The 24,807-nt window shown below is 64.6% G+C and carries 29 protein-coding genes; 19 read left to right on the top strand and 10 right to left on the bottom strand.

Going from position 1 to position 24,807, the window contains the following annotated elements; genetic code table 11:
• Positions 1 to 20 precede the first annotated feature (20 nt).
• Positions 21 to 932 carry an alpha/beta fold hydrolase gene (locus NDO48_RS22900; RefSeq protein ID WP_018426607.1) on the top strand — a complete coding sequence of 304 codons (912 nt, stop codon included), beginning with the start codon at positions 21 to 23 and terminating at the stop codon, positions 930 to 932.
• On the opposite strand, the gene NDO48_RS22895 is transcribed toward NDO48_RS22900, so the two are convergent.
• Positions 933 to 1,664, bottom strand: a complete 732-nt coding sequence (locus NDO48_RS22895) for a 16S rRNA (uracil(1498)-N(3))-methyltransferase (RefSeq protein WP_018426608.1) — start codon at positions 1,662 to 1,664, stop codon at positions 933 to 935.
• A gap of 189 nt (positions 1,665 to 1,853) precedes the next feature.
• Positions 1,854 to 2,513 carry a hypothetical protein gene (locus tag NDO48_RS22890; protein ID WP_018426609.1) on the bottom strand — a complete coding sequence of 220 codons (660 nt, stop codon included), beginning with the start codon at positions 2,511 to 2,513 and terminating at the stop codon, positions 1,854 to 1,856.
• A gap of 80 nt (positions 2,514 to 2,593) precedes the next feature.
• On the opposite strand from NDO48_RS22890, the gene NDO48_RS22885 reads away from it, so the two are divergent.
• Both NDO48_RS22885 and NDO48_RS22880 read left to right on the top strand, forming a co-directional pair.
• Positions 2,594 to 3,292 (top strand): GMP synthase, encoded by a 699-nt coding sequence (locus tag NDO48_RS22885; RefSeq protein ID WP_018426610.1) that lies wholly within the window; start codon positions 2,594 to 2,596, stop codon positions 3,290 to 3,292.
• Positions 3,293 to 3,606: 314 nt separating this feature from the next.
• On the top strand, positions 3,607 to 3,744 hold the full coding sequence (locus NDO48_RS22880; RefSeq protein WP_018426611.1) for a hypothetical protein: 138 nt from the start codon (positions 3,607 to 3,609) through the stop codon (positions 3,742 to 3,744).
• Here the strand turns inward: NDO48_RS22880 and NDO48_RS22875 are convergent.
• Together NDO48_RS22875 and NDO48_RS22870 are read right to left on the bottom strand one after the other, a co-directional pair.
• Positions 3,728 to 4,483: a metallophosphoesterase family protein gene (locus NDO48_RS22875; RefSeq protein WP_267322412.1), complete on the bottom strand. Its 756-nt coding sequence runs from the start codon at positions 4,481 to 4,483 to the stop codon at positions 3,728 to 3,730. The genes NDO48_RS22880 and NDO48_RS22875 overlap by 17 nt on opposite strands.
• Entirely contained in the window at positions 4,480 to 5,271 is a 792-nt protein-coding gene (locus NDO48_RS22870) for an FCD domain-containing protein (RefSeq protein WP_026226919.1), read from the bottom strand. The genes NDO48_RS22875 and NDO48_RS22870 overlap by 4 nt, the downstream gene beginning before the upstream one ends.
• Positions 5,272 to 5,448: 177 nt before the next feature.
• Between NDO48_RS22870 and NDO48_RS22865 the strand changes: the two genes are divergently transcribed.
• The 7 genes from NDO48_RS22865 (at position 5,449) to NDO48_RS22835 (ending at position 13,112) form a co-directional block, all read left to right on the top strand.
• Positions 5,449 to 6,792: a DUF3422 family protein gene (locus tag NDO48_RS22865; protein ID WP_416377216.1), complete on the top strand. Its 1,344-nt coding sequence runs from the start codon at positions 5,449 to 5,451 to the stop codon at positions 6,790 to 6,792.
• A gap of 331 nt (positions 6,793 to 7,123) precedes the next feature.
• Positions 7,124 to 8,620, top strand: coding sequence for an FAD-linked oxidase C-terminal domain-containing protein (locus NDO48_RS22860; RefSeq protein WP_018426615.1), 1,497 nt, complete (start codon positions 7,124 to 7,126; stop codon positions 8,618 to 8,620).
• Positions 8,620 to 9,204 carry an ASCH domain-containing protein gene (locus NDO48_RS22855; protein WP_267322411.1) on the top strand — a complete coding sequence of 195 codons (585 nt, stop codon included), beginning with the start codon at positions 8,620 to 8,622 and terminating at the stop codon, positions 9,202 to 9,204. Before NDO48_RS22860 ends, NDO48_RS22855 begins: the two co-directional genes overlap by 1 nt.
• On the top strand, positions 9,201 to 10,454 hold the full coding sequence (glcE, locus tag NDO48_RS22850; RefSeq protein ID WP_267322410.1) for a glycolate oxidase subunit GlcE: 1,254 nt from the start codon (positions 9,201 to 9,203) through the stop codon (positions 10,452 to 10,454). The genes NDO48_RS22855 and glcE overlap by 4 nt, the downstream gene beginning before the upstream one ends.
• Positions 10,451 to 10,828 (top strand): DUF4870 family protein, encoded by a 378-nt coding sequence (locus NDO48_RS22845; RefSeq protein ID WP_018426618.1) that lies wholly within the window; start codon positions 10,451 to 10,453, stop codon positions 10,826 to 10,828. The genes glcE and NDO48_RS22845 overlap by 4 nt, the downstream gene beginning before the upstream one ends.
• A gap of 26 nt (positions 10,829 to 10,854) precedes the next feature.
• On the top strand, positions 10,855 to 12,165 hold the full coding sequence (gene glcF, locus NDO48_RS22840) for a glycolate oxidase subunit GlcF (RefSeq protein WP_018426619.1): 1,311 nt from the start codon (positions 10,855 to 10,857) through the stop codon (positions 12,163 to 12,165).
• Positions 12,166 to 12,308: 143 nt separating this feature from the next.
• Positions 12,309 to 13,112 carry a L,D-transpeptidase gene (locus NDO48_RS22835; protein ID WP_018426620.1) on the top strand — a complete coding sequence of 268 codons (804 nt, stop codon included), beginning with the start codon at positions 12,309 to 12,311 and terminating at the stop codon, positions 13,110 to 13,112.
• 67 nt (positions 13,113 to 13,179) lie between these two features.
• On the opposite strand, the gene NDO48_RS22830 is transcribed toward NDO48_RS22835, so the two are convergent.
• Together NDO48_RS22830 and NDO48_RS22825 are read right to left on the bottom strand one after the other, a co-directional pair.
• Positions 13,180 to 14,103 carry a bifunctional 5,10-methylenetetrahydrofolate dehydrogenase/5,10-methenyltetrahydrofolate cyclohydrolase gene (locus NDO48_RS22830; protein ID WP_018426621.1) on the bottom strand — a complete coding sequence of 308 codons (924 nt, stop codon included), beginning with the start codon at positions 14,101 to 14,103 and terminating at the stop codon, positions 13,180 to 13,182.
• 268 nt (positions 14,104 to 14,371) lie between these two features.
• The gene (locus tag NDO48_RS22825; RefSeq protein WP_018426622.1) at positions 14,372 to 15,145 is read right to left on the bottom strand and encodes a L,D-transpeptidase; all 774 of its coding nucleotides are present in this window, start codon (positions 15,143 to 15,145) and stop codon (positions 14,372 to 14,374) included.
• A gap of 265 nt (positions 15,146 to 15,410) precedes the next feature.
• Between NDO48_RS22825 and NDO48_RS22820 the strand changes: the two genes are divergently transcribed.
• Positions 15,411 to 16,049, top strand: coding sequence for a DNA-3-methyladenine glycosylase I (locus NDO48_RS22820; protein ID WP_018426623.1), 639 nt, complete (start codon positions 15,411 to 15,413; stop codon positions 16,047 to 16,049).
• 142 nt (positions 16,050 to 16,191) lie between these two features.
• Here the strand turns inward: NDO48_RS22820 and NDO48_RS22815 are convergent, their stop codons facing one another.
• The gene (locus NDO48_RS22815; protein ID WP_018426624.1) at positions 16,192 to 16,575 is read right to left on the bottom strand and encodes a hypothetical protein; all 384 of its coding nucleotides are present in this window, start codon (positions 16,573 to 16,575) and stop codon (positions 16,192 to 16,194) included.
• A 20-nt stretch (positions 16,576 to 16,595) separates the two neighbouring features.
• Positions 16,596 to 16,748 (bottom strand): hypothetical protein, encoded by a 153-nt coding sequence (locus NDO48_RS22810; RefSeq protein ID WP_198292844.1) that lies wholly within the window; start codon positions 16,746 to 16,748, stop codon positions 16,596 to 16,598.
• A gap of 207 nt (positions 16,749 to 16,955) precedes the next feature.
• Here NDO48_RS22810 and hisS point away from each other — a divergent pair, with 207 nt between their 5' ends.
• The 3 genes from hisS (at position 16,956) to hisG (ending at position 20,464) form a co-directional block, all read left to right on the top strand.
• The gene (gene hisS / locus NDO48_RS22805) at positions 16,956 to 18,473 is read left to right on the top strand and encodes a histidine--tRNA ligase (protein WP_267322409.1); all 1,518 of its coding nucleotides are present in this window, start codon (positions 16,956 to 16,958) and stop codon (positions 18,471 to 18,473) included.
• Between the two features lie 168 nt (positions 18,474 to 18,641).
• A complete protein-coding gene (locus tag NDO48_RS22800; protein WP_018426626.1) occupies positions 18,642 to 19,760 on the top strand; it encodes an ATP phosphoribosyltransferase regulatory subunit in 1,119 nt (372 codons plus the stop codon).
• On the top strand, positions 19,760 to 20,464 hold the full coding sequence (gene hisG / locus NDO48_RS22795; protein ID WP_018426627.1) for an ATP phosphoribosyltransferase: 705 nt from the start codon (positions 19,760 to 19,762) through the stop codon (positions 20,462 to 20,464). Before NDO48_RS22800 ends, hisG begins: the two co-directional genes overlap by 1 nt.
• A gap of 69 nt (positions 20,465 to 20,533) precedes the next feature.
• On the opposite strand, the gene NDO48_RS22790 is transcribed toward hisG, so the two are convergent.
• Positions 20,534 to 20,782 (bottom strand): hypothetical protein, encoded by a 249-nt coding sequence (locus NDO48_RS22790; protein ID WP_018426628.1) that lies wholly within the window; start codon positions 20,780 to 20,782, stop codon positions 20,534 to 20,536.
• 178 nt (positions 20,783 to 20,960) lie between these two features.
• On the opposite strand from NDO48_RS22790, the gene NDO48_RS22785 reads away from it, so the two are divergent.
• The 4 genes from NDO48_RS22785 to NDO48_RS22770 all read left to right on the top strand — a co-directional run bounded on the left by NDO48_RS22785 (position 20,961) and on the right by NDO48_RS22770 (position 23,944).
• Positions 20,961 to 22,247, top strand: coding sequence for an RsmB/NOP family class I SAM-dependent RNA methyltransferase (locus NDO48_RS22785; protein ID WP_018426629.1), 1,287 nt, complete (start codon positions 20,961 to 20,963; stop codon positions 22,245 to 22,247).
• A 74-nt stretch (positions 22,248 to 22,321) separates the two neighbouring features.
• Entirely contained in the window at positions 22,322 to 22,780 is a 459-nt protein-coding gene (locus tag NDO48_RS22780; RefSeq protein WP_018426630.1) for a TspO/MBR family protein, read from the top strand.
• Between the two features lie 76 nt (positions 22,781 to 22,856).
• Positions 22,857 to 23,309: a PaaI family thioesterase gene (locus tag NDO48_RS22775; protein ID WP_018426631.1), complete on the top strand. Its 453-nt coding sequence runs from the start codon at positions 22,857 to 22,859 to the stop codon at positions 23,307 to 23,309.
• Positions 23,310 to 23,311: 2 nt separating this feature from the next.
• Entirely contained in the window at positions 23,312 to 23,944 is a 633-nt protein-coding gene (locus tag NDO48_RS22770; RefSeq protein ID WP_018426632.1) for a 5'-methylthioadenosine/S-adenosylhomocysteine nucleosidase, read from the top strand.
• Here the strand turns inward: NDO48_RS22770 and NDO48_RS22765 are convergent.
• Positions 23,941 to 24,267 carry a hypothetical protein gene (locus NDO48_RS22765; protein WP_018426633.1) on the bottom strand — a complete coding sequence of 109 codons (327 nt, stop codon included), beginning with the start codon at positions 24,265 to 24,267 and terminating at the stop codon, positions 23,941 to 23,943. The genes NDO48_RS22770 and NDO48_RS22765 overlap by 4 nt on opposite strands.
• 60 nt (positions 24,268 to 24,327) lie before the next feature.
• Here NDO48_RS22765 and NDO48_RS22760 point away from each other — a divergent pair, with 60 nt between their 5' ends.
• Entirely contained in the window at positions 24,328 to 24,786 is a 459-nt protein-coding gene (locus NDO48_RS22760; RefSeq protein ID WP_018426634.1) for a MarR family winged helix-turn-helix transcriptional regulator, read from the top strand.
• Positions 24,787 to 24,807 lie beyond the last annotated feature (21 nt).

Raw genomic sequence — 24,807 nt, 5'->3', positions numbered from 1 at the left:
GCTGGAGAAAGCGAGGTCCCATGTCGATTGCGGTTTCAGTGGTCGAGCCACGGTCGGTCGAAATCGCCTGCTGCGACGGCGTGGCGTTGCGCGGCCATATCTGGCCGCATGCGCGCGGCGAAAAGGCAGGCACCGTCATTGTCAACCCGGCCACGGGTGTGCTCGCGCGCTACTACCATCGTTATGCAACCTTCCTCGCCGGCCACGGTTTCGATGTCATCACCTACGATTATCGCGGCATTGGCGCGTCTCGGCCGGCGAGCCTGCGCCGCTGCGGCTATCGCTGGCGCGATTGGGGCGAACGCGACTTTGAAGCCGTGCTTCATCTCGCAATTCGCCTCGATCCCGTTGCGCCGCTATTGGTGGTCGGTCACAGCATCGGCGGCGTGCTGTCTGGATTGGCCGAATCGGCCCCAGCAGTGGCCCGAATGCTCACCGTCGGTGCGCAATATGCATACTGGCGTGACTATGCTGCCGAGAGGCGTTTGCGACTTTTTCTCAAATGGCATGTGGCCATGCCCGCGCTGACCGCCCTGTGCGGCTATTTTCCCGGCAGGCGGCTCGGCTGGCTCGAGGACTTGCCGGCGGGCGTCGCCAACGAGTGGAGTTTTCGCCGCGCCCGCATAGAGCTTAATCACCCAGAAGCCGAGCGGGCCGACGTGCTCCGTCGTTTCGCCGCCGTCACGGCATCCATCCTCGCCATAGGTCTCAGCGACGACGAATTCGGCACGCCAAAGGCAATCAGCCGGGCGCTGGACTACTACGCCGGCTCCAGCACGACCCAGCTGCTGCTTTCACCTGATGATTTCGACCGACAGCAGATCGGCCATTTTGGCCTGTTCCACAGCCGCCATGCCGCCGACTTCTGGCTCGATACGCTGCTGTGGCTGCGTGACGGCATCAACCCGTGGCCGAGCAAGATGCTTGCCTGATTACCAATCGCCGATGGCGGCCTGGATGACCGCGAGGGCCGCCACCGCCGCCGTGTCGGCGCGCAGGATGCGCGGTCCGAGCGGAATGGCCGTCACATAGGGCAGGGCGCGCAGCATGCGGCGTTCCTCGTCGGAGAATCCGCCTTCGGGCCCCACCAGCAGGGCAAGCTTGCGCTCCTTGATTCCCTGCAATGCGGCCATCGGGTTGTTGGTCGACGCGTCCTCGTCGCAGAAGACCAGTCGCCGTTCCTTGTCCCAGTTGGAAAGCAATTGCTCCAGCTTGACCGCCTCGGTCACCTCGGGGATGGCCAGGATGCCGCATTGCTCGGCGGCTTCCACCGAATTGGCCCGCAGCCGGTCGATGTTTGGCTTCATCTGCGTGTGCTGGGTCATGACAGGCACCAGCGTGCCGGCGCCCATCTCCACCGCCTTCTGCACGAGATAGTCGAGCCGGCCGACCTTCAGCGGGGCGAAGCAATAAACGAGATCGGGATGTTCCGGTTGTGCGCGCTGCAATTCCAGCACTTCGAGCCGCACGGCCTTCTTGGTGCGGCCGCCAATCCTTGCCGTCCATTCGCCGTGGCGGCCGTTGAAGACCAGCACTTCCGCGCCTTCGGCGAGGCGAAGCACGTGGGTCAGATAATGGCTCTGCTGTGGATCGGCGTCGAAGCCCGTCCCGGCCGAGAGGTCGTCGGGCACGAACAGCCGTTGCATCTTGTAGTTTGCGCGCATGGCCGAGCAATGCGGCAGGCCGCGGTGGCGGTCAAGGGGCAGCCTCCGGGTCGAATTTGCGCGTCTCCTGTCGTTCGAGTGCAAGGACGAGCTGGCGGCACTTTATGGCCTGTCCATGGTCGCGCCGGCACACAGGCATGACCAAAGCCTATTTCGCCGCTGTGCTCCACGTCCAGGCCCGCGGCACTGCTATCTCTCCGCAAGCCGCTCCGCGCTAGCATGCCACTCCGGCCGGTAACCCGCCTCAAGCACGGCAAGCGTCGTCACCGGCGTGATGATGCACATCTCCTGGTCGGAGAGTTCGTCGAAGCCGAAGGCCGCGTCGTATCCGCCGAAGCTCCAGCGCAACGCCTTGCCGCCGCGCACCGCATAGTCGGAGGCGCCGTCCGAAAACATCGCGCCGTCGGGCAAAAGGCGCAGGCCGTGGCGGTCGAGTTCCACCGGCTGGCCACCGGAGGCCAGCCTTTCCTCGTGCAGCCGCCCGTCGATCTCGCCGACCTTTGGCTCGTCTGCATTGAAGGCGCTGGCATAGGCCTTGGAAAAAGCCTGGGCGCGCGCCCGCCGGCAGTAGAAACAGGGCCGGTGGCCGGCGGCCAATGCCGTCACCTCGTCGAGAAAGAACAGCTCGGTCCAGCCGGTCTTGCCGCCGGGCCGGTTTCGCCCCATCGGCACACGACGCACGCCCTTGAACTCGAGCGCGCAGGTGATCCATGCCTTGGTCGCCCAGCGCTTGTGCAGCAGCGTTTTCGTATCGGGGTCGTGGATGATGCCGCGATTGCCGGTGAACATGCCGCGCTCGGGCGTGGCGTCTATTTCGCCGAAGGGGTCGACCCGGTTTTGCAGTGGCATAGCCGATCCTTCTTGGCTGCGTGGTAGGCCGCATGATAGGGCTCGCCGCAACTTTGTCACCGCCTGCCGGAAAGGCCGAGATGCGCGTCCTCGTCGTTCAGAACTTTGAAAGCACCGGCCTCGGCCAGGTTGGGGAGGCGCTTGCTGAGGTCGGCGCCGAGCTCGACCTGTGCAACGCCCATCTCGGCGATGCGCTGCCCTTGGACGCCGGCGAGCACGACGCCATCGTCATGCTCGGAGGTGGTCAGAATGCGCTCGACGATGCCCATTCGCCCTATTTTCCCGAGCTGCTCGCGCTGACCCGCGATTTCGTCGATCGTGACAAGGCCGTCCTTGGCATCTGCCTCGGCTGCCAACTGCTGGCGCGTGCCTTTGGCGGCCACAACCGCATCGGCGGCGCCACCGAATTCGGCTGGCACGGCGTGTCGCTGACCGAGGATGCGCTCGATGACCCTGTTTTCGCCGAACTGCCGGACCGTTTCTCCATCTTCCAGTGGCACGACGACACCTTCACCATGCCGGAAGGCGCGATCAGGCTGGCCGGCAGCGCCGTCACTGGAAACCAGGCGTTCCGCATCGGCCGCGCCGCCTATGGCACGCAGTTCCATTTCGAGGCCGACCGCAAGCTGGTGCGCGAGTGGAACAGCGCCTTCGCCGACGTGATCGCCAGGAACCAGCCTGACTGGCCCGAGCGCCACGATGCCGAGGCAGAACGCCATGGCCCCGAAGCCGATGCGGTCGGCAAGGCGTTGGCTCGCGCCTGGGTTGCAGCTATCTGAAACATCATGGCGGCCGGAACCTCGCCGGAGGCCGCCGATAGCCATTCCGTGACATTTTTGGCACTGCGAAAAAAATCCGCTGTGGACGGTTCCACAGTGGCTGGATTGTGCCCAAAAGCCTTTCTAAAGACAGCCTCGCGCCAGCCGACGGTGGTATCGCGAATGAACCATCTCCAAGGCTCGTGCGACACAAGCCCGATACAGAACGTCCCTAGAAGCACGGCCGCGATGCCGCGCATTTGTGGTGTCGGTTAAAGTTTTCGGAAACTTATTCGTAACTCCGTTCGTGCAGAATGCAGGAAGCTCAACTTGAGATGACCCCCGTGAAAGCAGCACTCCTGTCCTTCGCCATGCTGTCGGCAATCGTGCTTGGCGGCTTCGGGATTTATGCGGCCGATGCCGCAGCCGACCATCGCGTTGTCGATGGCTACGGCGTCACTGCCGCCCGCTGACGGGCCTAGCCACCGAAATCAGTCGTTTGTCCGCACCGTCTATGACGAATGCGCTCAGCGCTCCCGAATAATAGACTCCTGTGTCGACGTTGACGCGGTTGGCCATCACTTCGGGTTCTGCCTGCGGCGTATGTCCATGGATCACGACTTTCGGGTGCAACCCCGGATAGTTGAGGAATTCCTTGCGGATCCAGATGAGGTCCTGCGGATCCTGCCGTTCCAATGGCACTTCCGGCCTGACCCCGGCGTGGCAGAAGAAAAAATCCCCGAAGCTTGCCGAATAGGGGAGCCCGCGCAGGAAGCGCACATGGCTTTCCGGCACCGAGCGCACCAACTGGGCATGGCTCGCCTGCAGGCTGGTCACATTGTCCAACCCGAGGCTGACGCCATAAGACGACGCGGTCTCGACGCCGCCGAAGCGGGCAAACAGCCCCTCCGGGTCGGGATTGGCGAGAAAGTCGAGGAAGCCGACGTCGTGATTGCCGGTCAGCACGATGTTGCGGCTGTCGCGGGCGGTCGCCGCGATCAGGAACTCTATCACGCCGCGGCTGTCCGGCCCCCTGTCTACAAGGTCGCCGAGGTGGATGATGCGCCAGTCGGCCGGCCTGTCGCGGATGATCTCCTGGGCGATCCGGGCATGCATCTCCGCCAGCAACTCCAGATGCCCGTGTGTGTCGCCGATCGCATAGATGCGCATGCCCTCGGGACCCCGGGCGTCAAGAAAATGCACGCCGGTCATGGTCTTTTCGCTTCCTCGCCGTCGAGCCGCTGCCTGAGGCGAAGCCGCGATACGCGCTGCCAGTCGCCGCTGCGCTCGGCCTCGGCCATCGCGCGCTCCAGATAGGTGATGTGGTCCATCGCCGCCTGACGCGCAGCAGTGGGATCGCCTGCAACGACCGCCCTGTGGATCGCCCGGTGTTGTTCGAGCAGCGCTTCTCGTGCTGCCGGCAGGGCAAACACCACGAGCCTGTTCTGGAACACGCCGTCCGTCAGAAGCTTGTAGCAGGAACGCAGAGTGTGCAGCAAAATGATGTTGTGCGCGCACTCACCCACCGCATGGTGAAATTCGACGTCGATCTCGGCCTCTTCACGGAAGTCGGCGCGCTGGTGCGCCGCCTCCATGCGAACCATGATGCGGTCGAGCAGCGCCAGATCCTCCTTGGTCGCCCGCCGTGCCGCATACTCGGCCGCCAGACCCTCGATCTCGCGGCGATATTCGAGATAATCGGCTGCCGCCTTACGGTGGTTCACGATCAAATCCATCACCGGCTTGGAAAACACCTGGCCGATAACGTCGGCGACATGCGTGCCGCCGCCATGGCGCGTCACCATTAGCCCGCGCGCTTCCAGCGTCTTCAGCGCATCGCGCAGGATCGGCCGCGACACGTCGAACTGCCTCGCCAGTTCGCGCTCGCCGGGCAGCCTGTCGCCGGCGCGCAGCACGCCTTCCAGAATCAGGCTCTCCATCTGTTGCACCACCTCGTCGGCCGTGCGTGAATGCTCGATCCTGGAAAATATGTCGCTCAAGGGTGCTGTCCGGAACCTTTGTCCTTGGCCACAAGGATAGGTGGCCCGGCCCCGACTGGTCAAATTATTTATCCAGTCCGGCAGTACCCAGCCCGGTGGCTGGCGGTGCACAGTATCAGGCGCCGCTAAAGTTGACGTTTGCCTGTTGCGGCAAACTTACCTAGAGGCAGGAAGGTCATGGCATCGAGGGATCCACAGGTGACAGCCGAGCCGTCCTCATTGGAGTTCCTGCCGCGTTCGACCGGCAGTGTCATGGGTTTTCCGGCCCATGAAGGTCGTCCCAGCGCGCTCGGGGAGGTCCATTCGCGACCGCATCCGCTGGTCGAAAGTCCGCGCGTGATGGTCCAGCTGTCCTTCATGACCGAGGGCGGATCGGCCGTCGACCAGGCCGTGCTTTCTGAATTGTCCCGCCGCCTCGGCATCGCCGCACCCGATCGCCAGGCCCGTCACCACGCCATGAAATGGGGGCAGGGCTCGCTACGCTGGGAACGCCACACCGAGTTTTCGACCTATCTCTGGGAAGGCCCGCTCGGCGCCACCGACCGCTCGCAGGAGGATTCGCCCTTCGGCAACGGTTTCAGCCCACCCGGCACGGTCATTTCGGGCATCCGGCTCGAAATCCGCAAATGGACGCCGGCCAACGAGAAGCTGATCGCGACCTTCGACCCCACCAGTCTGTGCTACTCGCTCGTGGAGGGTGGTGCCGCCGGCATCGTCACCGACTTCCGTCAGGATGGCGACGGCCTGACCCGCATTCTTGTCCTCGACCGCGGCCTGACGCCGGCGCGAACCGGTGCGCTGTCGCAGCGTCTGATCGACATCGAGACCTATCGCACGCTGGCCATGCTTGGCCTTCCGGTTGCGCTGTCGCTTTCCAGCCGCGTCCGTCGCATCGAGGACCGGCTGGCCCAAGCGACGCGTGAGATGAAGGCGGTCGAGACACGCGACAGCCAGGCGCTGCTTGCCGATCTCACCGAACTTGCCGCCGAACTCGAAGCGGATGCAGCCTCCAGCCTCTACCGATTCGGCGCCAGCAAGGCCTATGACGGCATCGTCCGCGAGCGCCTCGAAGCGCTCGACGAGGAGGTCGTGCCCGGCTACGACACCTGGGCCGGTTTCCTCAAGCGCCGCTCGGCACCGGCAATGCGCACCTGCCGTTCGGTCGAAGAGCGCCAGGCCAATTTGTCGCGCAAGCTGACCCGCGCCACCACGCTGTTGCGCACGTGGGTCGATGTCGAGGTCGAGAAGCAGAACCGCGACCTGCTGGCGTCGATGAACAATCGCGCCCGCCTGCAGTTGCGCCTGCAGCAGACGGTCGAAGGCCTGTCCGTCGCCGCCGTCTCTTATTACGTCGTCGGCCTGGTCGGCTACATCGCCAAGGGTGCCTCGGCGGTCGATCACGCATTCGCACCCGAGATCGTCACCGCCGCCGCCGTGCCGCTTGCCGTGCTGCTGGTCTGGTGGGGCGTCCGCCGTGTGCGCCGCGCCCACAGTGAGCCAAAGGCGCACGCTGGGGAGTGAGGCTGTCCGGCTGCGATCCCTTCTCCCCTTGAGTGAGAAGGTGCGCCGAAGGGGCGGTGAGGGGTGTTGGCCAAAGCGCGACATCTTACGTCCAACCCAGTAGGTATCTCCTCTTCACAGCAGTGCTCCGTCCAACACCCCTCATCCGGCTCGGCGCTGCGCGCCGATCCACCTTCTCCCGCAAGAGGAGAAGGACCAGCGTCCGCCAGCGGCAGATTGACGCTGCGAACGCTGCGCGCCTTTGCGTCCCGGCTAACGACCTTCTTCCAGTTTGCATGCGCCGGCGCCAACTGGTAAAAGCTTTTTACCAGTTCTCGACGTTAGGTGACCGATGTCCGGCATTCTCATGCCCAAGCCCGATGCGGCGACGCTTGCCCGTCGCGCCGAGATCGTCGCCGATATGCGCATCATCGTGCCGGGTGAGGGGGTGGTCGACACGGTCAACGAGATGCGCGCCTTTGAAAGCGACGGCCTGACCGCCTATCGCCAGCTGCCGCTTGTCGTGGTCCTGCCCGAGACCGTCGCCCAGGTGTCGCGCCTGCTCAAATATTGCAACGAGCGCAACATCCGCGTTGTGCCGCGCGGTTCCGGCACATCGCTGTCGGGTGGCGCGTTGCCGCTGGAAGACGCCGTGCTCCTGGTGATGAGCCGCTTCAACCGCATTCTCGAGATCGACTATCCCAACCGTGCCGTCACCGCCCAGCCGGGCGTTACCAATCTCGGCATCACCACAGCTGTGGAACTCGACGGTTTTTACTACGCGCCCGATCCCTCGTCGCAGATTGCCTGCTCCATTGGCGGGAATGTCGCCGAAAATTCCGGCGGCGTGCACTGCCTGAAATACGGGCTCACCGCCAACAACGTGCTCGGCATCGAAATGGTGCTGATGAACGGCGAGGTCGTACGCTTGGGCGGCAAGCATCTCGATGCCGAGGGCTACGACCTGCTCGGCGTCATGACCGGCTCGGAAGGTTTGCTCGGCGTCGTCACCGAGGTTACCGTCCGCATCCTCAAGAAGCCGGAGACGGCGCGTGCGCTGCTGATCGGTTTTCCGACCAGCGAAGAGGGCGGCCAGTGTGTCGCCGACATCATCGGCGCCGGCATCATTCCCGGCGGCATGGAGATGATGGACCGCCCGGCGATCCACGCCGCAGAAGACTTCGTCCATGCCGGTTACCCCCTCGAATGCGAGGCGCTTTTGATCGTCGAGCTGGATGGACCCGCCGTCGAAGTCGATCACCTGATCGGCCTGGTCGAGGCGATTGCCAACCGCAACGGCGCCACCACCTGCCGTATCTCGCAGTCGGAACAGGAGCGGCTCACATTCTGGGCCGGGCGCAAGGCGGCGTTCCCCGCCGTTGGCCGCATTTCGCCCGACTATTATTGCATGGACGGCACCATCCCGCGCAAGGAGCTGCCGCGTGTACTCGCCGGCATGCGCGAGTTGTCGGAGCAATACGGCCTTGGCGTCGCCAATGTCTTCCATGCCGGCGACGGCAATCTGCACCCGCTGATCCTCTACGATGCCAACAAGCCGGGCGAACTCGAAAAGGCCGAGGCCTTCGGCGCCGATATCCTGCGCCTGTGCGTCAAGGTCGGCGGGGTGCTGACCGGCGAGCACGGCGTCGGCGTCGAGAAGCGCGACCTGATGCCGGAGATGTTCAATGACATCGACCTCGAGCAGCAGATGCGCGTCAAATGCGCCTTCGATCCCAATCACCTGCTCAACCCCGGAAAAGTGTTCCCGCAGCTGCGCCGTTGCGCCGAACTCGGGCGCATGCACGTCCACCGGGGGCAGGTGGCCTTCCCCGACATTCCGAGGTTCTGATGCTTTTGAAGCAGGCGATCCTCGAAGGCATCAAGCGCGGCGACATCACGCTCGCCTTTCGCCGCTGGCAGCGGCCGACGGTCAAGGCCGGCACCGGCTTGCGCACGGCGATCGGTGTAATCCGTATCGGTGTGGTCGAAGTGGCCGACGAAGGGACACTAACCGAGGCCGACGCCCACGCCGCTGGCTACGACAGCCTTGGCGCGCTGACCGCCGACCTGCGCGAAGGCAGCGGCCGGACCCTCTACCGCATTACCTTCGAGGGCATCGAGGCTGACAACAGGCCGGCGCTGCGCGAGGCGGCAGACCTCAGCGATGCCGACTGGCACGCGCTCGCCGCCCGCTTCGCCAAATGGGACAGCACCGCGCCGGGCTATTTCCCGTCGATCCTGCGCCTCATCGGCCAGAACCCCGAGGTGGCAGCGGCAACACTTGCCGATCGCCTCGGCGTGGAGAAGCCGAAATTCAAGCAGGACGTGCGCAAGCTCAAGGAACTCGGCCTGACCGAGAGCCTCGACATAGGCTACCGCCTGTCGCGCCGCGGCTCTGCTGCCCTCGAAAAACTCCGGGAGCACCGGCTGTGACCACTTTCACCCCCACCATGTCGGAAGATGTCCTCGCTGCTGTCCAATGGGCCGTCGCCGAAGACTCGCCGCTCGAAATCATTGGTCATGGCTCCAAGCGCGCCATTGGCAGGCCGCAGCAGGCCGAGCACACGCTTGACCTGTCGAAGCTGTCAGGCGTCACGCTTTACGAACCCGCGGAACTGGTGTTGTCGGCGAAGGCGGGCACGCCGCTGGCCGAGATCGAGAGGCTGCTTGCCGAAAACGGTCAGCAGCTTGCCTTCGAGCCCATCGACTACGGTCCGCTGCTTGGCGAGATGCCGGGGCAGGGAACCATCGGCGGTGTGCTCGCCGCCAACCTCGCGGGACCGCGCCGGCTCAAGGCCGGGGCCGCACGCGACCACATCCTCGGCATCCACGCCGTCTCCGGGCGCGGCGAGGCCTTCAAGTCGGGCGGCCGCGTGGTCAAAAACGTCACCGGCTATGATCTGTCCAAGGTCATGGCCGGCTCCTGGGGCACGCTGGCGGTCGCGACCGACGTCACCTTCAAGGTGCTGCCGGCGGCCGAGACCGAGACCACGCTCATCATCCGCGGCCTTCTCGACGACAACGCCACCGCCGCCATGTCGATCGCCATGGGTTCCAGCGCCGAGGTGTCTTCGGCGGCACACCTGCCCGAGCGGATGGCCTCACGCGTGTTCGATGGCAAGCTCGGCAGCGACCCTGCAACCTTGCTGCGTGTCGAAGGGTTCGGCCCATCGGTCGCTTATCGCCTGGGACAGCTCAGGCAGATGCTCGGCAATGCCGGCCCACTGGAGGAGCTAACGGAGGGTGCGTCCCGCGCGCTCTGGCGCGATGTGCGCGATGTCTGCCCCTTTGCCGACGGCAGCGACAAGCCGGTCTGGCGTATCTCGATGCCGCCGGCCAATGCCCACCACATGGTGCTGGCGCTGCGCATGCAGGTGGCATGCGACGCCTTCTACGACTGGCAGGGTGGCCTCGTCTGGCTGCGCATGGAAGGCGAGCCGGAAGCAGATCTGTTGCGCGGTCTGATCAGGCAGTTCGGCGGCGGCCATGCGACGCTGGTCCGCGCCGCCCCGGCATGGCGCGCCGCGATCCCGGTGTTCGAACCGCAGCCCGCGGCACTGGCGGCACTTTCGGCCCGTCTCAAGGCGGAATTCGACCCCAAGTCCATCCTCAATCCCGGCCGGATGGTGCATTCGCTCGACTCTGCTACCTTGGCGCGTGTATCGGAGGAAGTCACATCATGAGCGACACGCAGCCGAATTTCACCCCGCGCCAGACCGACCGCTGGCTCGATCCGGGCCCGACCAATGCCCAGGTCATCTACATCCTCTACCTCGCCGGACTGGTCATCGGCGTCAGCGGCATCGTCGGTATCATCCTGGCCTACATGAACCGTGGCAAGGCCGGCGGCTTCGTCGAGACCCACTACACCTGGCTGATCCGAACCTTCTGGATCGGCCTGCTCTATGCGCTGATCTCGTTCATGCTGATCTTCGTCTTTATCGGCTTCATCCTGATGTTTGCGGTCGCCGTCTGGTTCATCGTCCGCTGTATCATGGGTCTGCAGGCCGTGGGGCGCGGCGAGGCCATCAAGAACCCCGAAAGCTGGCTGATCTAGCCGCCTGACAAGAGTGCCATAACGCCGTGCAGACCAATTTCACCACAGCCCAGCTTGCCGATCCGCACGTTGCGGAATCGGAAAAGATCCTGCGCAAATGCGTGCATTGCGGGTTCTGCACGGCGACATGCCCGACCTATGTGACCCTTGGCAACGAGCTCGATTCGCCGCGTGGCCGCATTTACCTGATCAAGGACATGCTGGAGAACGGGCGACCGGCGGACAAGGAGATCGTCACCCATATCGACCGCTGCTTGTCCTGCCTCGCCTGCATGACCACATGCCCTTCGGGCGTGAACTATATGCATCTGGTCGACCACGCCCGCGCCCATATCGAAAAGACTTACAAGCGCCCGCTGGCCAACAGGCTGACGCGCGGCGTGCTGGCGATGGTGCTGCCTTATCCCGCACGCTTCCGCGCTGCGCTCAAGCTGGCCAGGCTTGGCCGGCCTTTTGCCGATGTATTCGACAGGGTTGCGGCACTGAAGCCGTTTGCGGCGATGTTGAGGCTGGCGCCAAGATCGGTGCCGGCCGCGTCGCTCGTGGCATCGCCCGGCACGCATGCCGCATCCGGGGCCAGGCGCGGCCGTGTCGCCATCCTCACCGGCTGCGCCCAGCCGGTGCTCGAACCCGGCATCAACGAGGCGACCGTGTCGCTGCTTAACCGTCTCGGCATCGAGGTCGTTGTGCCCAAGGGCGAGGGCTGCTGCGGCGCGCTCGTTCATCACATGGGCCGAGAAGATGCAGCACTCGCGTCGGCGCGCCAGAATGTCGACGCCTGGACCCGCGAGATCGACGATGGTGGGCTCGACGCCATCGTCATCACCGCCTCGGGCTGCGGCACCACGATCAAGGACTATGGCTTCATGCTGCGGCTGGACCCGGCCTATGCGCAGAAGGCCGAGCGCGTCTCGGCACTGGCCAAGGACGTCACCGAATATCTGGCGACGCTGGACCTGCCCGAACCGGCCCGCAAGCCGGGTTTGACGGTCGCCTATCATTCTGCCTGCTCGATGCAGCACGGCCAGAAGATCATTCGCCAGCCCAAGGACCTGCTCGCCCGTGCCGGTTTCGTGGTCAAGGAGCCGCGCGAAGGCCATCTTTGCTGTGGCTCGGCCGGCACCTACAACATCATGCAGCCTGAGATTTCGGCAAAGCTGCGCGACCGCAAGGTCAAGAACATCGAGGCCACGGGCGCGGCACTCGTCGCCACCGGCAACATCGGCTGCATCACCCAGATAGCCTCGGCTGCGAAATTACCGGTGGTGCATACGGTCAAGCTGCTCGACTGGGCCTATGGCGGCGAAAAACCTGCCGGCGTGCCTGAGATCGGCTGAGCTGATGCATGCTGTAACCGATGCGCAACGACTACAAGCAGAGTTGACCACAGTGCGCGCCGCCCGGGATTGAACAGGACGGGTGGAACATGCGATGGCTTCGCGCGTTGCAGCAACATCGAAAAAGCGCATTGGAAGCCTCTATGTCGACACTCACCCGCCGCAGGTTGCTGGCGCTTGCCGCAACCGGGGCAGCCTCGGCGGCACTGTCCGCATGTTCGACAACGCAGGCTGAGCGCTCCGCTTACGCCGCGCCGGCTTACCCCGTTGCGCCGCCTCCGCCGTCCCTGCGCAACGACCCAGGTTTTGGCGAGCCGCAGATGATGTATGCGCCGGTCAACGACAACGGCTTCGACATTCCGGGCGTGCCGTTCAAGAAGATCGACCCGCGCTACTATCGCCAGGTGGTGAGCAATCCCACCGGCGAGGCGCCGGGCACGGTTGTCATCGATACCTCCCAGCACTTCCTCTATGTGGTTGCCGACAATGGCGAGGCCATCCGCTACGGCGTCGGCCTCGGTCGCGCAGGTTTCGAATGGGCGGGCCGCGGCGTCATCGAGTGGAAGCAGGAATGGCCGCGCTGGTTCCCGCCGAACGAGATGATCGACCGCCAGCCCGAGCTGGAGAAATTTCGGGCCCGCCAGATCCCCGGCAAGAACGAGTGGGAAGGCGGCATGCAGCCGGGCGTCCAGAACCCGCTCGGAGCGCGCGCGCTCTACATTTTCCAGGACGGCAAAGACACGCTGTATCGCCTGCACGGCTCGCCCGAATGGGCGTCCATCGGCAAGTCGGTGTCGTCAGGCTGTGTCCGGCTGATCAACCAGGACATCATTGATCTTTACAATCGTGTGGCAGACGGCACGCCCATCGTCGTCACAAATGGTCTCGCTCCGGCCGCGCAGCCGGAGGCGGTTTCGCAGATCAGCAGCGACGCCTACAGGCTTTAGATGAGAGTATGATCCCCAAAAGTGGGCGCCGGTTTTCGGAATAGACCATGCTCGAAAGCAATCGTGCCTACTCGGCGGCGAGCCTGGCCTCGCCGCTGGCAAATGTCTGCTTGTAGAGCGCCCGCTGGCGGTTGAGCGCCACCATGGTGTTGCGCAGCAGGATCGCCACCGTGACAGGACCGACGCCGCCGGGCACGGGCGTGATCCACGACGCCACTTCCTTGACCGAATCGGTGTCGACATCGCCGACGATGCGGGTCGAGCCATCTGGCAGCGTCTCGGCATTTATGCCGATGTCGATGACGGCCGCTCCCGGCTTCACCATGTCGGCCTTGATCAGCCGCGGCTTGCCGACGGCGACGAACAGCGCGTCGGCACGGCGTGCATGCGCTGCCAGGGATCGCGTCATGTGGTGGCACACGGTGACCGTTGCCCCCTCGCTCATCAAAAGGAAGGCGATCGGCTTGCCGACGATCTCGGAATGGCCGACCACCACCACTTCGAGCCCCTTGAGGTCGAGACCGGTCGCTTTCAGCAGTTCAACAGATGCCGCCGCCGTGCAGGGTGCCAAGTCGAGCTGGTTGTAGACGATGTTGCCGATCGAGGCCGGGTGCATGCCTTCGACGTCCTTGAGCGGATGCACTGCCGCCTGGATCGCCTTGATCGGGATGTGTTGCGGCACCGGCCGCTGGATGATGATGCCGGTCACGCGCGGATCGGCGTTCATGCCGTGGATCGCGGCTTCGAGCTCGCCGGCGGTCAGTTCGGCCGGGAACCGCCGTTCCTCGAAGTCGATGCCAGCAAGCTGTGCCTTGGCGCGCTGGTTGCGCACATAGACATCGACGGCTTCGACGTCGCCGACGGTGATCGAAACGAGCTTGGGGCGGAAACCTTCTTCGGTCGCCTGCTGGGCGGCAGCGCGAACTTCGGCGATGATGCGGGCGGCGACTGGGCCGCCCTTGAGATAGCGGGTGTCATCGAGCGGCGGCATTTTTGTCCTTCCGGCGTCAACGGGGTCCGTTCCGGATACTTCGGCTTGCCGCCAAAGAAAAGGGCGGCTTGAGGTGAATTTCACCCATACTGAACAAATTTTCCTGATTGTGACGGTTTCGTGTCATCCACAAAGCGAAAAGGGCAGCGCCTGGCGCTGCCCTTCTGCTCAGAGGCCCGGCTTCTATGGCCGGGCTCCGCCCCCGTAACCGGTTAGTGCAATTCCGGAAAAGCCAAGCGGCTTCTGTCCGAAATTGCGTCAAGCTGCTCTATTTGACGACGACCTTGGTGCCGACCGGCACGCGTTCGTAGAGATCCATCACGTCCTCGTTGCGCATCCGGATGCAGCCCGAAGACACCGCCCCGCCAATCGTCCACGGCTGGTTGGTGCCGTGGATGCGGTAGAGCGTCGAGCCGAGATACAGTGCACGCGCGCCAAGCGGATTTTCAGGTCCGCCCTGCATCATCGCCGGCAGCACGCGGCCCTTGGCGCGCTCGCGGGCGATCATCTCCGCCGGCGGGCGCCAGTCCGGCCATTCGCGCTTGGAAGACACCTTGTGCGTCCCCGACCATTCGAAGCCGGGCTTGCCGGTGCCCACGCCGTAGCGTCGCGCCTGGCCGCCGGCTTCGACGAGATAGAGGAAGTTTTCGGTCGTATCGATGATGATTGTGCCCGGCTGCTCGGCGCCATCATAGGCGACCTGCTGCGGCAGGTAGATCGGGTTGATCTGCGGCTTCACCGAACGCTTCTCGGGTGCACGCAATGCGGCGGTCTGCACCTGGTCCGGCCTAGCCTTTTGGCGCTGTGCCTGCCGTTGCTGGCGTGGTGCCGCCTGCTGCACCTGCTGCTGCCTGGGCTCGCGCGCCTGGCGGCGCGGCATCACCTCGGCCGGGTTGCGCCCGAGTTGCAGCACCCACGGCGCCGAGAGATCGGGGCTCACCACCACGGGCGGCCGCTCGGCATAGCGATCATAGGCCAGCGCCGGCGCGGCCAACTCGACCAGAAAAGCGGCCGAGGCCAGCAAGACAAGAGGTTTCTTCATGGACGCACTCTCAACACGTTCGTCTCTGCCGGAAAGGACGGCGCCCACCGGGATTCGGGTCGACATTGAAGCCGTCGTCCCACCGAAACATGAATCGGGTTGCTTAAAATGCGAGATTGTCAGGAAAGCTTTTGGTGTGGTTACCGGTCGGTTCAGGAATCTGGTAAAGCACAGGTAAATCAACGCGTTCAGGCGGTTAACAAGCAATTCCGAGGAAAGCACCGGAGGCTTTCCGGAAATTGCGTCACAAGAAGCGGATCTGGTGATGGAAGAGAAAAAGACAGGCCTCATGCAGGGTGCTGATGGCGCGACACGCTGCTTCTGGCCGGGCACTTTGCCCGACTATTTGCATTATCATGACAACGAATGGGGGCGTCCGGTTGCCGACGACACCAGGCTGTTCGAGAAGATCTGCCTGGAAGGCTTCCAGTCGGGGCTGTCGTGGCTCACCATCCTGCGCAAGCGCGACAGCTTTCGCGAGGCCTTTTCCGGCTTCGATTTCGACAAGGTCGCCGAATATGGTGACAGCGACATCGTGCGGCTGCTGGGCAATGCCGGCATCGTTCGCCACCGCGGCAAGATCGTCTCGACCATCAACAACGCCCGCCGTGCGCGTGCGCTCGCCGACGAGGCCGGCTCGCTGGCGGCGTGGTTCTGGAAGTTCGAGCCCGGCGAAGATGAACGGCCCAAGATCGTCGACTACCCGACCCTGATCGCCAACCCGACGACACCAACCTCGACGCGCATCTCAAAGGAACTGAAGAAGCGTGGCTGGACCTTCGTCGGCCCGACAACGATCTACGCCTTCATGCAGGCCATGGGCATGGTCAATGACCACATCGAAGGGTGCATGTGCCGGGGCAAGATCGAAGCCGAGCGCAAGGCGTTCAAGCGGCCGGGGTAGCCGCTCCTCATCCACCTGCCAGCACCTTCTCCCGCTCGCTGGGAGAAGGGACGCCGCGGCGATGCCGGCGTCCAACTCCCCCCGTTCTTGCGGGAGAGGGTAAGAATGAGAAGCGGTGCGGCCCCGGAACCGCTCTGCCCACTCACCGCTCATACCTGCCCTTGTGACCACTTCCGGCGATATCCCAGACCAGGCTCCGCCCCGATACTGTCAGCACCAAGCCGCCGAAGCTGCGGTCGTCGGGCGTGTGTGTGGGGGAAGCAGCACTCCGGCCCGACGGGATCACCTCGACGGTCGAGCCGCGCCTGACCCAGCACCCCCTGCCGTACTGGTCGTTGGCGCCATAGGCGAGCATGAACTCGAAGCTGCCGTCTGGTCGGAGCAAGAGTTCGGATCCGACCTCCATGACGCCGTTGAGATAGTAGTGACCGGCAAGTCGCTTGTCGCCCGGTGCGCAGGCGAGTGCAGCGTTCACGCCGCAGATCCAAAGCGCCAACGTGGCGAACAGGATACGCAGTTTCGGCATGGCGGTGCCTTTCTGGGGGCTCAGGCGCCCTGTCCGGCGAGCATCAGCCCGGCGACGATGGCTCCAAGCACACCCATCGCCGGGTAGAGCACCAGCGCTACGGTCATGAGTGTAGCGCCGACCGGTGCGGATTGCGGCTGTCGAGCTTCTGTCTTGCCGTCTGTATCAGCCATGGCGGCCGTTTCCTTTCAGTGTCGGCGCGCCTTTTCTGCCTTGCAGGTATCGGTACGATGCCGGCCAGAAGCGCAAATGTTTCCACTTGTCTGCACCCTGCGCGTCGGCGTGGCGTCAAACTCTTGCCGCTCCCCCCCAATTCGGTTACGACACGGCGCGCTGCATCTGCGGCCAAAACATCTGGAAAAATTGCGGAATTCTCGATCATGGCCGACAAATCGGAAAAGATGAAAGCGCGACTGCCGCGCGGCTTCGTCGACCGCAGCGCGGACGACATCCGCGCCGTCGAGAAGATGATGGTCGCGATCCGCGCCGTCTACGAACTTTATGGCTTCGAGCCTGTCGAGCAGCCGCTGATCGAATATACCGATGCGCTCGGCAAGTTCCTGCCTGACCAGGACCGTCCCAACGAAGGTGTTTTTTCCTTTCAGGATGACGATGAACAGTGGTTGTCGCTGCGCTACGACCTGACCGCGCCGACGGCGCGCTTCGTCGCCGAAAACTACGAGAAACTGCCCAAGCCCTATCGCAGCTATCGCTCCGGCTGGGTGTTCCGCAACGAAAAGCCCGGCCCCGGCCGCTTCCGCCAGTTCATGCAGTTCGACGCCGACACCATCGGCACGCCCGGTGTCGCCGCTGATGCCGAGATGACCATGATGATGGCCGACGTGATGGAAGCGTTGGGCATCAAGCGTGGCGACTACGTCATCCGCGTCAACAACCGCAAGGTGCTCGACGGCGTGCTCGAGGCGATCGGTCTCGGCGGCGACGAGAACGTCAACCGCCGGCTGACGGTGTTGCGCGCCATCGACAAGCTCGACAAGTTCGGCCCCGAGGGTGTCAGGCTGCTGCTCGGCAAGGGCCGCTGGGACGGTGGTGCGGAAGGCGAGGGTGACTTCACCAAGGGCGCCGGGCTGGATGAAGCGGCGATCGACACCGTCATTGCCTTCACCGAGGCGGGTTCGGCTGACGCGGTGACGACCGCCGAGAACCTCCGCGCCGTGGTTGCCGGCAATGAGCGCGGCATGGAAGGCGTAGACGAACTGACCGAGATCGGCGCGCTGGCTGCGGCGGCGGGCTATGACGACGGTCGCGTCAAAGTCGACCCGTCGGTCGTGCGCGGTCTCGAATATTACACCGGCCCGGTCTTCGAGGCCGAGCTTCTGGCCGAGATTCCCAATGACGAGGGCCAGGTCGTACGCTTCGGTTCGGTCGGCGGCGGCGGCCGTTACGACGGCCTCGTCTCGCGTTTCCGTGGCGAGCCGGTGCCGGCAACCGGTTTTTCCATCGGCGTGTCGCGCCTGATGACGGCGCTGAAGAATCTCGGCAAGCTCGACACGTCGGATGTCGTCGGCCCCGTCGTCGTGCTCGTCATGGACAAGGACACCGAGAGCCTCGGCCGTTACCAGAAGATGGTCTCCGACCTCCGCCGCGCCGGTGTGCGCGCCGAAATGTATCTCGGCGGTGCTGGCATGAAGGCGCAGATCAAATATGCCGACCGCAGGGGATCGCCCGTCGTGGTCATCCAGGGCGGCGACGAGCGTGCCAATGGCGAGGTCCAGATCAAGGACCTGATCGAAGGTGCCCGCATGTCGGCTGAAATCACCGACAACGCCGAATGGCGCGCTGCGCGGCCCGCGCAGATCACCGTGCCCGAGGCCGATCTTGTCGTCGAGGTGAAGAAGATCCTGGCCGCGCAGGCGGCAGAGCGCAGCCGTGGCTAGCGAACGCATGCTGTCGTCTGCGTCGCCCCTCATCCCCCTGACGGGACCTTCTTTCCGCAGAGCGTGGAAAAGGGGATTGGCCGCAACGCTGGCGTCTCCCTCGCCCCGCTCACGGGGAGAGGGTAACGGCGAGGTGCAGTCCCTCGCTGACGTGGAGGTCTGTAAGCCATGAACGCGCGCTTCCCCGCGATTGCGCCTGACATTCTGAAGCTCTTCGCTGCGCGCGGGGCCGATGCGGTCGATGTGCCGGTGCTGCAGCCGGCCGACCCGTTCCTCGATATGGCCGGCGAGGACCTGCGTCGCCGCATCTTCCTTACCGAAAGCGAAACGGGTGCAGCACTTTGCCTGCGGCCCGAATTCACCATTCCGGTCTGCCTCGACCATATCCGCACCCGCTCGGGCACGCCGCGCCGCTATTCCTATCTCGGCGAGGTCTTCCGCCAGCGCCGCGAGGGTGGCAACGAGTTCTTCCAGGCTGGCGTCGAGGATCTCGGTGACAAGGACATTGCCGCTGCCGACGCGCGCTCGGTGGCCGATGCTCATGCGTTGCTCAGCCTTTGCCTGCCAGGGCGCGATCTTGCTGTCACCCTCGGCGACCAGGCGATCTTCGAGGCGGTGCTGGCAGCCCTTGGCCTGCCGCGCGGCTGGCGCATGCGTCTTGCCCGTGCCTTTGGCTCTACCGAACAGCTGGCAGCGGCCCTCGACGATCTCGCAGCGCCGACCCGCAGTTCGGCACTCGCCGAGCCCGTGGCGTCACTGGTCGCCGACGGCGACCTCGATGTGCTGGCGGCGCATATTTCGGAAGGCATGGAAAAGGCAGGGCTTTCGCCGTCTGCCGGCCGCACGCCCAACGACATCGCCCGCCGCCTGATCGAAAAGGCCGAGCTGCGCAGCGTGCGGCTGTCGAGCGACGCCTTCGAGGCGTTGAAGCGCTTCCTGGCGATCCAGGTGGCGTTGGACGAAGCGCCCGCGGCCCTCAAGGAATTCGCCGCCGCAGCAGGGCTGTCGCTCGGAACCGCGCTCGACAATTTCACCGCACGCGCAACGGCCGTTGCAGGCCACGGCCTTGCCGCTGGCACCGTGCGTTACGATGCCGCCTTTGGCCGTCCACTCGACTATTACACCGGCCTCGTCTTCGAGATTTCGGGACCCGAGGCTGACCGTCCACTGGCCGGCGGCGGTCGCTACGACCGTCTGCTGACGCTGCTCGGCGCCGGCAAGCCCATCCCCGGCGTCGGCTTCTCCGTTTGGCTCGACCGGATCGAAGCCCTGAGGGAGGCCGCCTGATGCCGATCACGCTCGCACTGCCCTCCAAGGGCCGTCTCAAGGAGCAGGCGCTCGAGGTGCTGGCCAAGGCCGGCCTGGCCGTCAACCTGCCCGACGATGATCGCCGCTACCGCGCCACCATCGAAGGCCGGCCGGACATCGAGATCGCGTTCCTGTCGGCGTCCGAGATTTCGGGCGAGATCGGACAGGGCCATGTCGATCTCGGCGTCACGGGCGAAGACCTGATCCGCGAGAACCTGGCTGACTGGGAGAGCAGGGCGGAGATCGTCGCCCGGCTTGGCTTCGGTCATGCCGATGTGGTCGTTGCCGTTCCGCAGATCTGGCTCGACATCGACACCATGGCCGACCTCGACGATGTCGCCGCCGATTTCCGCCAGCGCCATGGCCGCCGCCTTCGCATCGCCACCAAATACTGGCGGCTGACGCAGCAGTTCTTCTCCCAGAAGCACGGCATTCAGGTTTATCGCATCGTGGAAAGCCTGGGCGCCACCGAAGGCGCACCCGCCGCCGGTTCCGCCGATGTGATTGTCGACATCACCTCGACCGGCTCGACCCTGCGCGCCAATCATCTCAAGGTGTTGTCGGACGGCGTCATCCTGCGTTCGCAGGCCTGCCTGGTGCAGTCGCGCAAAAAACGCAGCGCCGAGGACGAGGCCTTGCTCGCCGGCTTCAACGCAGCGATTTCGGCGGCCGTCCAACCGTAGCCGGCACGAACGCCGAGACAGTGTCAGGCGCGGAGCGATCCGCGCCTGTGTCGTTTCAGGGGTAGGGATCTACCAGCGGCAGACGCGCACCGGCTGGTACCAGACGCGACCGTGGCGAACGTGCCTGACGTTCCGGATGTGGCAGCCACGATAGCCATAGTGCCGGTAATGCGCACGATGGTAGCGCCAGCCCGGCATGTACTCGACATAGCGGACGTTGGTGACGGCCGGTGCGGTCGGGCTTGCCGCCTGGGCGGGTGCCCCGGCGGAGAATGCGGCCATGACAGCGACGAACGAAGCAAGAAGCAGGTTTCTCATCTTGGACCTCAATGGGGTTCAAAACCTTATAACGTTGCGTCGTCGGCCTCCCGTTCCCGGGTTACGAAATGTTTAGGTTCGGCACTTGCGCCGAATAATCTTAGCGGGCGCTTGTGCGCGCCACCGCACGGCGTTAGTCAGACGGTTCCTCGGGTAAGCCGAAATAGGGATCACCGATATGCGACTTGGCGGAAGGCTGGCTGCGGCCATCGAAGTACTCGACGACATCGAGCGGCGGCACAGGCCGGCTGCCGATGGACTCAAGGATTGGGGCCTGTCCCATCGCTTTGCCGGCGCGGGCGATCGCGCCGCGATCGGCAACATCGTCTACGATGCATTGCGCCGCAAACGCTCTGCCGGATGGCTGCTTGGCGACGAGACCTCGCGCGCGCTCGGCTTCGGCGCGCTCTTGCTCGAATGGAACCAGTCGGCCACAGCGCTCAACCAGGCCCTCGACGGCGACAAGTTTGCACCCGAGCCGCTCAGCGCTGCCGAACTCAAGGCGATCGCCGAACGCAAATTGACAGATGCGCCCGACGTCGTGCGCGCTGACAGCCCTGACTGGTGCGCGCCGCTGCTCGAACGCGCCTTCGGCGCTGACTGGGTGGAGGAGGGCGCTGCCCTTGCCGCCCGCCCGCCGCTGGACATCCGCGTCAACACGCTGAAGGCCGACCGCGACCGCGTCATCGCCGAGCTTGAAGGTACGCGCGCTGTGCCCACCGCACTTGCACCGCACGGCGTGCGTATTCCCCCCATCGACGGCAGCGGCCGCCACCCCAACGTCCAGGCCGAGCCCGCCTTCCAGAAGGGCTGGTTCGAGGTTCAGGACGAGGGCTCGCAGCTTGCGGCCGAACTTGCGGGTGCCGTGCCGGGCATGCAGGTGCTGGACTATTGCGCTGGCGCCGGCGGCAAGACGCTGGCGCTGTCGGCGGCCATGGAAAACCGCGGCCAGATTTTCGCCCATGATTCCGAAAAGGCGCGGCTGGCACCGATGTTCGACCGGCTGCGCCGCTCCGACAACCGCAACGTCCAGGTCGTGTCGAAGCCTTCGGAGCTCTCAGGGCTGACCGGGCACATGGATCTCGTGCTGATCGACGCCCCTTGCACCGGCAGTGGCACCTGGCGGCGCAGGCCTGATGCCAAGTGGCGGCTGACCCAGCGCCAGCTCGACGTGCGCAAGGCCGAGCAGTCGGCCATCCTCGACGCTGCCAGCGCCTATGTGAAGCCGGGCGGACTGATGGTCTACATCACCTGTTCAGTCTTCGACGAAGAGAATGCCGACCAGGTCGAGGCTTTCCTCGGCCGCGACAAGGCATTTGCTTCAGTCGATCATGTTGCGCTGTGGAACGGCCGGTTTCCTGGAAAGCAAGGCACCGTCCGTTTCGGCCAGCAGGGGCTGTCGCTCACGCCAGCCCGCAGCGGCACCGACGGCTTCTATTTCGCCGCCATGCGCAAGGCCGGCTGACCGACCACTGTCATGAACATGCAACCAGCCGCCTCCGGAGCCGTTTCGGCAAAGGGGGTGAAAGGCCTGGAGGTATGATGAACAGAACACTTGCTCTTGTCGGCTTCGTGGTGCTGGTGCTCGGCGGTGGCACGCTGATCGGCTATCTCAATCTGCCTGGTGCCTGGTATGCCGGCCTGCAAAAGCCGTTCTTCAATCCACCCGACTGGGTCTTCGGCCCGGTCTGGTCGGTGCTTTATATGCTCGTCGCCATCGCCGGCTGGCGCATCTTCTGCCGCGCGCCATACGGCACGACCATGCGCGTCTGGTGGGTGCAGCTGGTCCTCAATTTCCTGTGGTCGCCGACCTTCTTCGGGCTGCAGCTTCCCGGCCTTGGCCTCGTCGTCATCATAGCGCTCCTGGTAGCCATAATCGGCTTCGTCGCCCTCGCGCGGCGGATTGATCGCCTCGCTGCCTGGCTGTTCGTTCCCTATGCGCTGTGGGTGGCCTTTGCCACGCTGCTCAACTTCTCGATCTGGTGGCTCAATCGATAGCGTTGCTGCGCCGCAGCATTAGAGATTGCCTGGCTTTGCCGGCTTTGCGATAAGCGGGTTCGAGAGGATTTCGAGCATGGCAGCCAAGATTGTACCTGCGGCCGACTACGAGGATCGCGTCAGGTCGTCCTTTGCGCGGCAAAGCGCCATGGCCACCATCGGCGCAGAGCTGACGCTGGTCACACCAGGCATTGTCGAGATCGAAATGCCGTTTTCCGATCAGCTGACCCAGCAGCACGGCTTCCTTCATGCCGGCGTCATTTCCACGGCGCTCGATTCTGCCTGCGGTTATGCCGCCTTTTCGCTGATTGGCGACAATTCGAGCATCCTGACCATCGAGTTCAAGGTCAATCTGCTGGCGCCCGGCAAGGGTGAGCGCTTCCTCTTCCGCGGCTCGGTCACCAAGCCCGGCCGCACCATCATCGTCGCCGACGGCCAGGCCTATGCCATATCGGACGAAGCCAAGCTGATCGCCACCATGACCGGCACGATGATGATCATCTCCGGCCGCCAGGGCATCGAGGACTGATCATGCCTTCAACGCCGTTCGCCGGTCGCAACGTCCTGTTTATCATGGCAGCGGAAGCTGAATATGGCCCGCATCTGCAGAAGCTGTTCGTGCCGTTCATGACTGGCGTCGGCCCTGTCGAGGCTGGCGTCAAGGTCGGCGCCGAGCTCGCCCGGCTGGCCGCCGGCAATGCCTTGCCCGACATCGTTGTCTGCCTGGGCTCCGCCGGCAGCCGCAGGCTGGAACAGACCGAGGTCTATCAGGTGACTTCGGTCTGCTATCGCGACATGGATGCTTCGGCGCTCGGCTTTGAAAAAGGCACGACGCCCTTCCTCGACCTGCCGGCCACGCTGCCGCTTGCGCTTCGCATCCCCGGCGTCAGGCAGGCCAGCCTGTCCACCGGGGGCACCATCATCTCCGGCGCAGCCTACGATGCGATCGCCGAGGACATGGTCGACATGGAAACCTTCGCCGTTCTGCGCGCCTGCCAGCTCTTCGGCGTGCCGCTGATCGGCCTGCGCGGCATCTCGGACGGTGCCGCCGACATCAGCCATGTCGATGATTGGACCGAATATCTGCACATCGTCGACGAAAAGCTGGCCCATGCTGTGCACCTGCTCGGCCAGGCGTTCGACGCCGGCGAGTTCACGCTCTAGGCAGCATTGCGCGGCAGGCCCTTGGCGTTGCCGAACAGGATGCCTGCGAGCCTCACCTTGAGGTCGCGATCCTGGTTCACATAGCTGATTGATCCGGCCTCATGGTCGAGCGTCCAGCGACCGACGGCTCCATTGTTCCACTCGACCACATAGCCGCCCTCGACAAGCGCCCAGCTTCCTTTCCGCGTCTCGCCATCGTCGAGCAGCATGTGCGCCTGGTCGCCGGTGTCGAAATAGACATAGGCCTCCTTGCCGTTGCGGTCGAGCACATGGGTCGTGCCCGGGATCAGCACCTTCAGCGCGGCTTGGTTGAGAATTGCCATCGTTGTTTCCTTCGGATATCAGGTTGGTCAAGTGCCTTGACGATATGCGGGATTAAGAAGATGGTCAAGAAGCTTGACGAAAATGAAGCAAAGCAGCTGCCCGACCATGTCGGCTGGCGCCTGTGGCAGGCGAGCCGCGCCTGGCAGGGCGAGTTCGCCGAGGCGATGCGCGCGGCAGGCCACGACTGGTTCAGCGAAAGCCGCGCCGGCCTGCTCGGGCACATTGCCCGGCGTGGCACCAGGCAGGCGGCGCTCATCGAGCGCGCCGGCATCTCCAAGCAGGCGGTGCAGCAGCTGCTTGACGGGCTCGAGGCCGAGGGCGTTATCGAGCGCACTGCTGACCCCGAAGACAAGCGCGGCAAGCTCGTCCATTACACCGAAAAAGGCCTTGCAGCTCTCGCCGACGGCGACCGCATCAAGCTCGACATCGAGAGCAGCTATCGTCAACGCTTGGGCGAGGGGGCGTTCGAGGCGCTGATGGCGGCGCTGCGCAGCCTTGCGAAGCCGCAGGCCAGGTGACTGGCCGACCCTGATGGCGCC

The organism is Aminobacter sp. MET-1, assembly GCF_026521175.1.
In the GTDB taxonomy this organism is placed as follows: Bacteria; Pseudomonadota; Alphaproteobacteria; order Rhizobiales; family Rhizobiaceae; genus Aminobacter.
This window is presented reverse-complemented; position numbering and strand designations above follow the sequence as displayed.

Bases quoted from the DNA above. Each gene is read 5' to 3' on its own strand.
- NDO48_RS22860 (WP_018426615.1), top strand. From the start codon at position 7,124: ATGTCCGGCATTCTCATGCCCAAGCCCGATGCGGCGACGCTTGCCCGT.
- NDO48_RS22880 (WP_018426611.1), top strand. From the start codon at position 3,607: ATGACCCCCGTGAAAGCAGCACTCCTGTCCTTCGCCATGCTGTCGGCA.
- NDO48_RS22825 (WP_018426622.1), bottom strand. From the start codon at position 15,145: ATGAAGAAACCTCTTGTCTTGCTGGCCTCGGCCGCTTTTCTGGTCGAG.
- NDO48_RS22885 (WP_018426610.1), top strand. From the start codon at position 2,594: ATGCGCGTCCTCGTCGTTCAGAACTTTGAAAGCACCGGCCTCGGCCAG.
- hisS (WP_267322409.1), top strand. From the start codon at position 16,956: ATGGCCGACAAATCGGAAAAGATGAAAGCGCGACTGCCGCGCGGCTTC.
- NDO48_RS22890 (WP_018426609.1), bottom strand. From the start codon at position 2,513: ATGCCACTGCAAAACCGGGTCGACCCCTTCGGCGAAATAGACGCCACG.
- NDO48_RS22815 (WP_018426624.1), bottom strand. From the start codon at position 16,575: ATGCCGAAACTGCGTATCCTGTTCGCCACGTTGGCGCTTTGGATCTGC.
- NDO48_RS22875 (WP_267322412.1), bottom strand. From the start codon at position 4,483: ATGACCGGCGTGCATTTTCTTGACGCCCGGGGTCCCGAGGGCATGCGC.
- NDO48_RS22820 (WP_018426623.1), top strand. From the start codon at position 15,411: ATGGAAGAGAAAAAGACAGGCCTCATGCAGGGTGCTGATGGCGCGACA.
- NDO48_RS22765 (WP_018426633.1), bottom strand. From the start codon at position 24,267: ATGGCAATTCTCAACCAAGCCGCGCTGAAGGTGCTGATCCCGGGCACG.
- NDO48_RS22790 (WP_018426628.1), bottom strand. From the start codon at position 20,782: ATGAGAAACCTGCTTCTTGCTTCGTTCGTCGCTGTCATGGCCGCATTC.
- NDO48_RS22845 (WP_018426618.1), top strand. From the start codon at position 10,451: ATGAGCGACACGCAGCCGAATTTCACCCCGCGCCAGACCGACCGCTGG.
- NDO48_RS22855 (WP_267322411.1), top strand. From the start codon at position 8,620: ATGCTTTTGAAGCAGGCGATCCTCGAAGGCATCAAGCGCGGCGACATC.
- NDO48_RS22865 (WP_416377216.1), top strand. From the start codon at position 5,449: ATGGCATCGAGGGATCCACAGGTGACAGCCGAGCCGTCCTCATTGGAG.
- NDO48_RS22895 (WP_018426608.1), bottom strand. From the start codon at position 1,664: ATGCGCGCAAACTACAAGATGCAACGGCTGTTCGTGCCCGACGACCTC.
- hisG (WP_018426627.1), top strand. From the start codon at position 19,760: ATGCCGATCACGCTCGCACTGCCCTCCAAGGGCCGTCTCAAGGAGCAG.
- NDO48_RS22780 (WP_018426630.1), top strand. From the start codon at position 22,322: ATGATGAACAGAACACTTGCTCTTGTCGGCTTCGTGGTGCTGGTGCTC.
- NDO48_RS22785 (WP_018426629.1), top strand. From the start codon at position 20,961: ATGCGACTTGGCGGAAGGCTGGCTGCGGCCATCGAAGTACTCGACGAC.
- NDO48_RS22900 (WP_018426607.1), top strand. From the start codon at position 21: ATGTCGATTGCGGTTTCAGTGGTCGAGCCACGGTCGGTCGAAATCGCC.
- NDO48_RS22830 (WP_018426621.1), bottom strand. From the start codon at position 14,103: ATGCCGCCGCTCGATGACACCCGCTATCTCAAGGGCGGCCCAGTCGCC.
- NDO48_RS22760 (WP_018426634.1), top strand. From the start codon at position 24,328: ATGGTCAAGAAGCTTGACGAAAATGAAGCAAAGCAGCTGCCCGACCAT.
- NDO48_RS22770 (WP_018426632.1), top strand. From the start codon at position 23,312: ATGCCTTCAACGCCGTTCGCCGGTCGCAACGTCCTGTTTATCATGGCA.
- NDO48_RS22835 (WP_018426620.1), top strand. From the start codon at position 12,309: ATGTCGACACTCACCCGCCGCAGGTTGCTGGCGCTTGCCGCAACCGGG.
- NDO48_RS22810 (WP_198292844.1), bottom strand. From the start codon at position 16,748: ATGGCTGATACAGACGGCAAGACAGAAGCTCGACAGCCGCAATCCGCA.
- NDO48_RS22775 (WP_018426631.1), top strand. From the start codon at position 22,857: ATGGCAGCCAAGATTGTACCTGCGGCCGACTACGAGGATCGCGTCAGG.
- NDO48_RS22800 (WP_018426626.1), top strand. From the start codon at position 18,642: ATGAACGCGCGCTTCCCCGCGATTGCGCCTGACATTCTGAAGCTCTTC.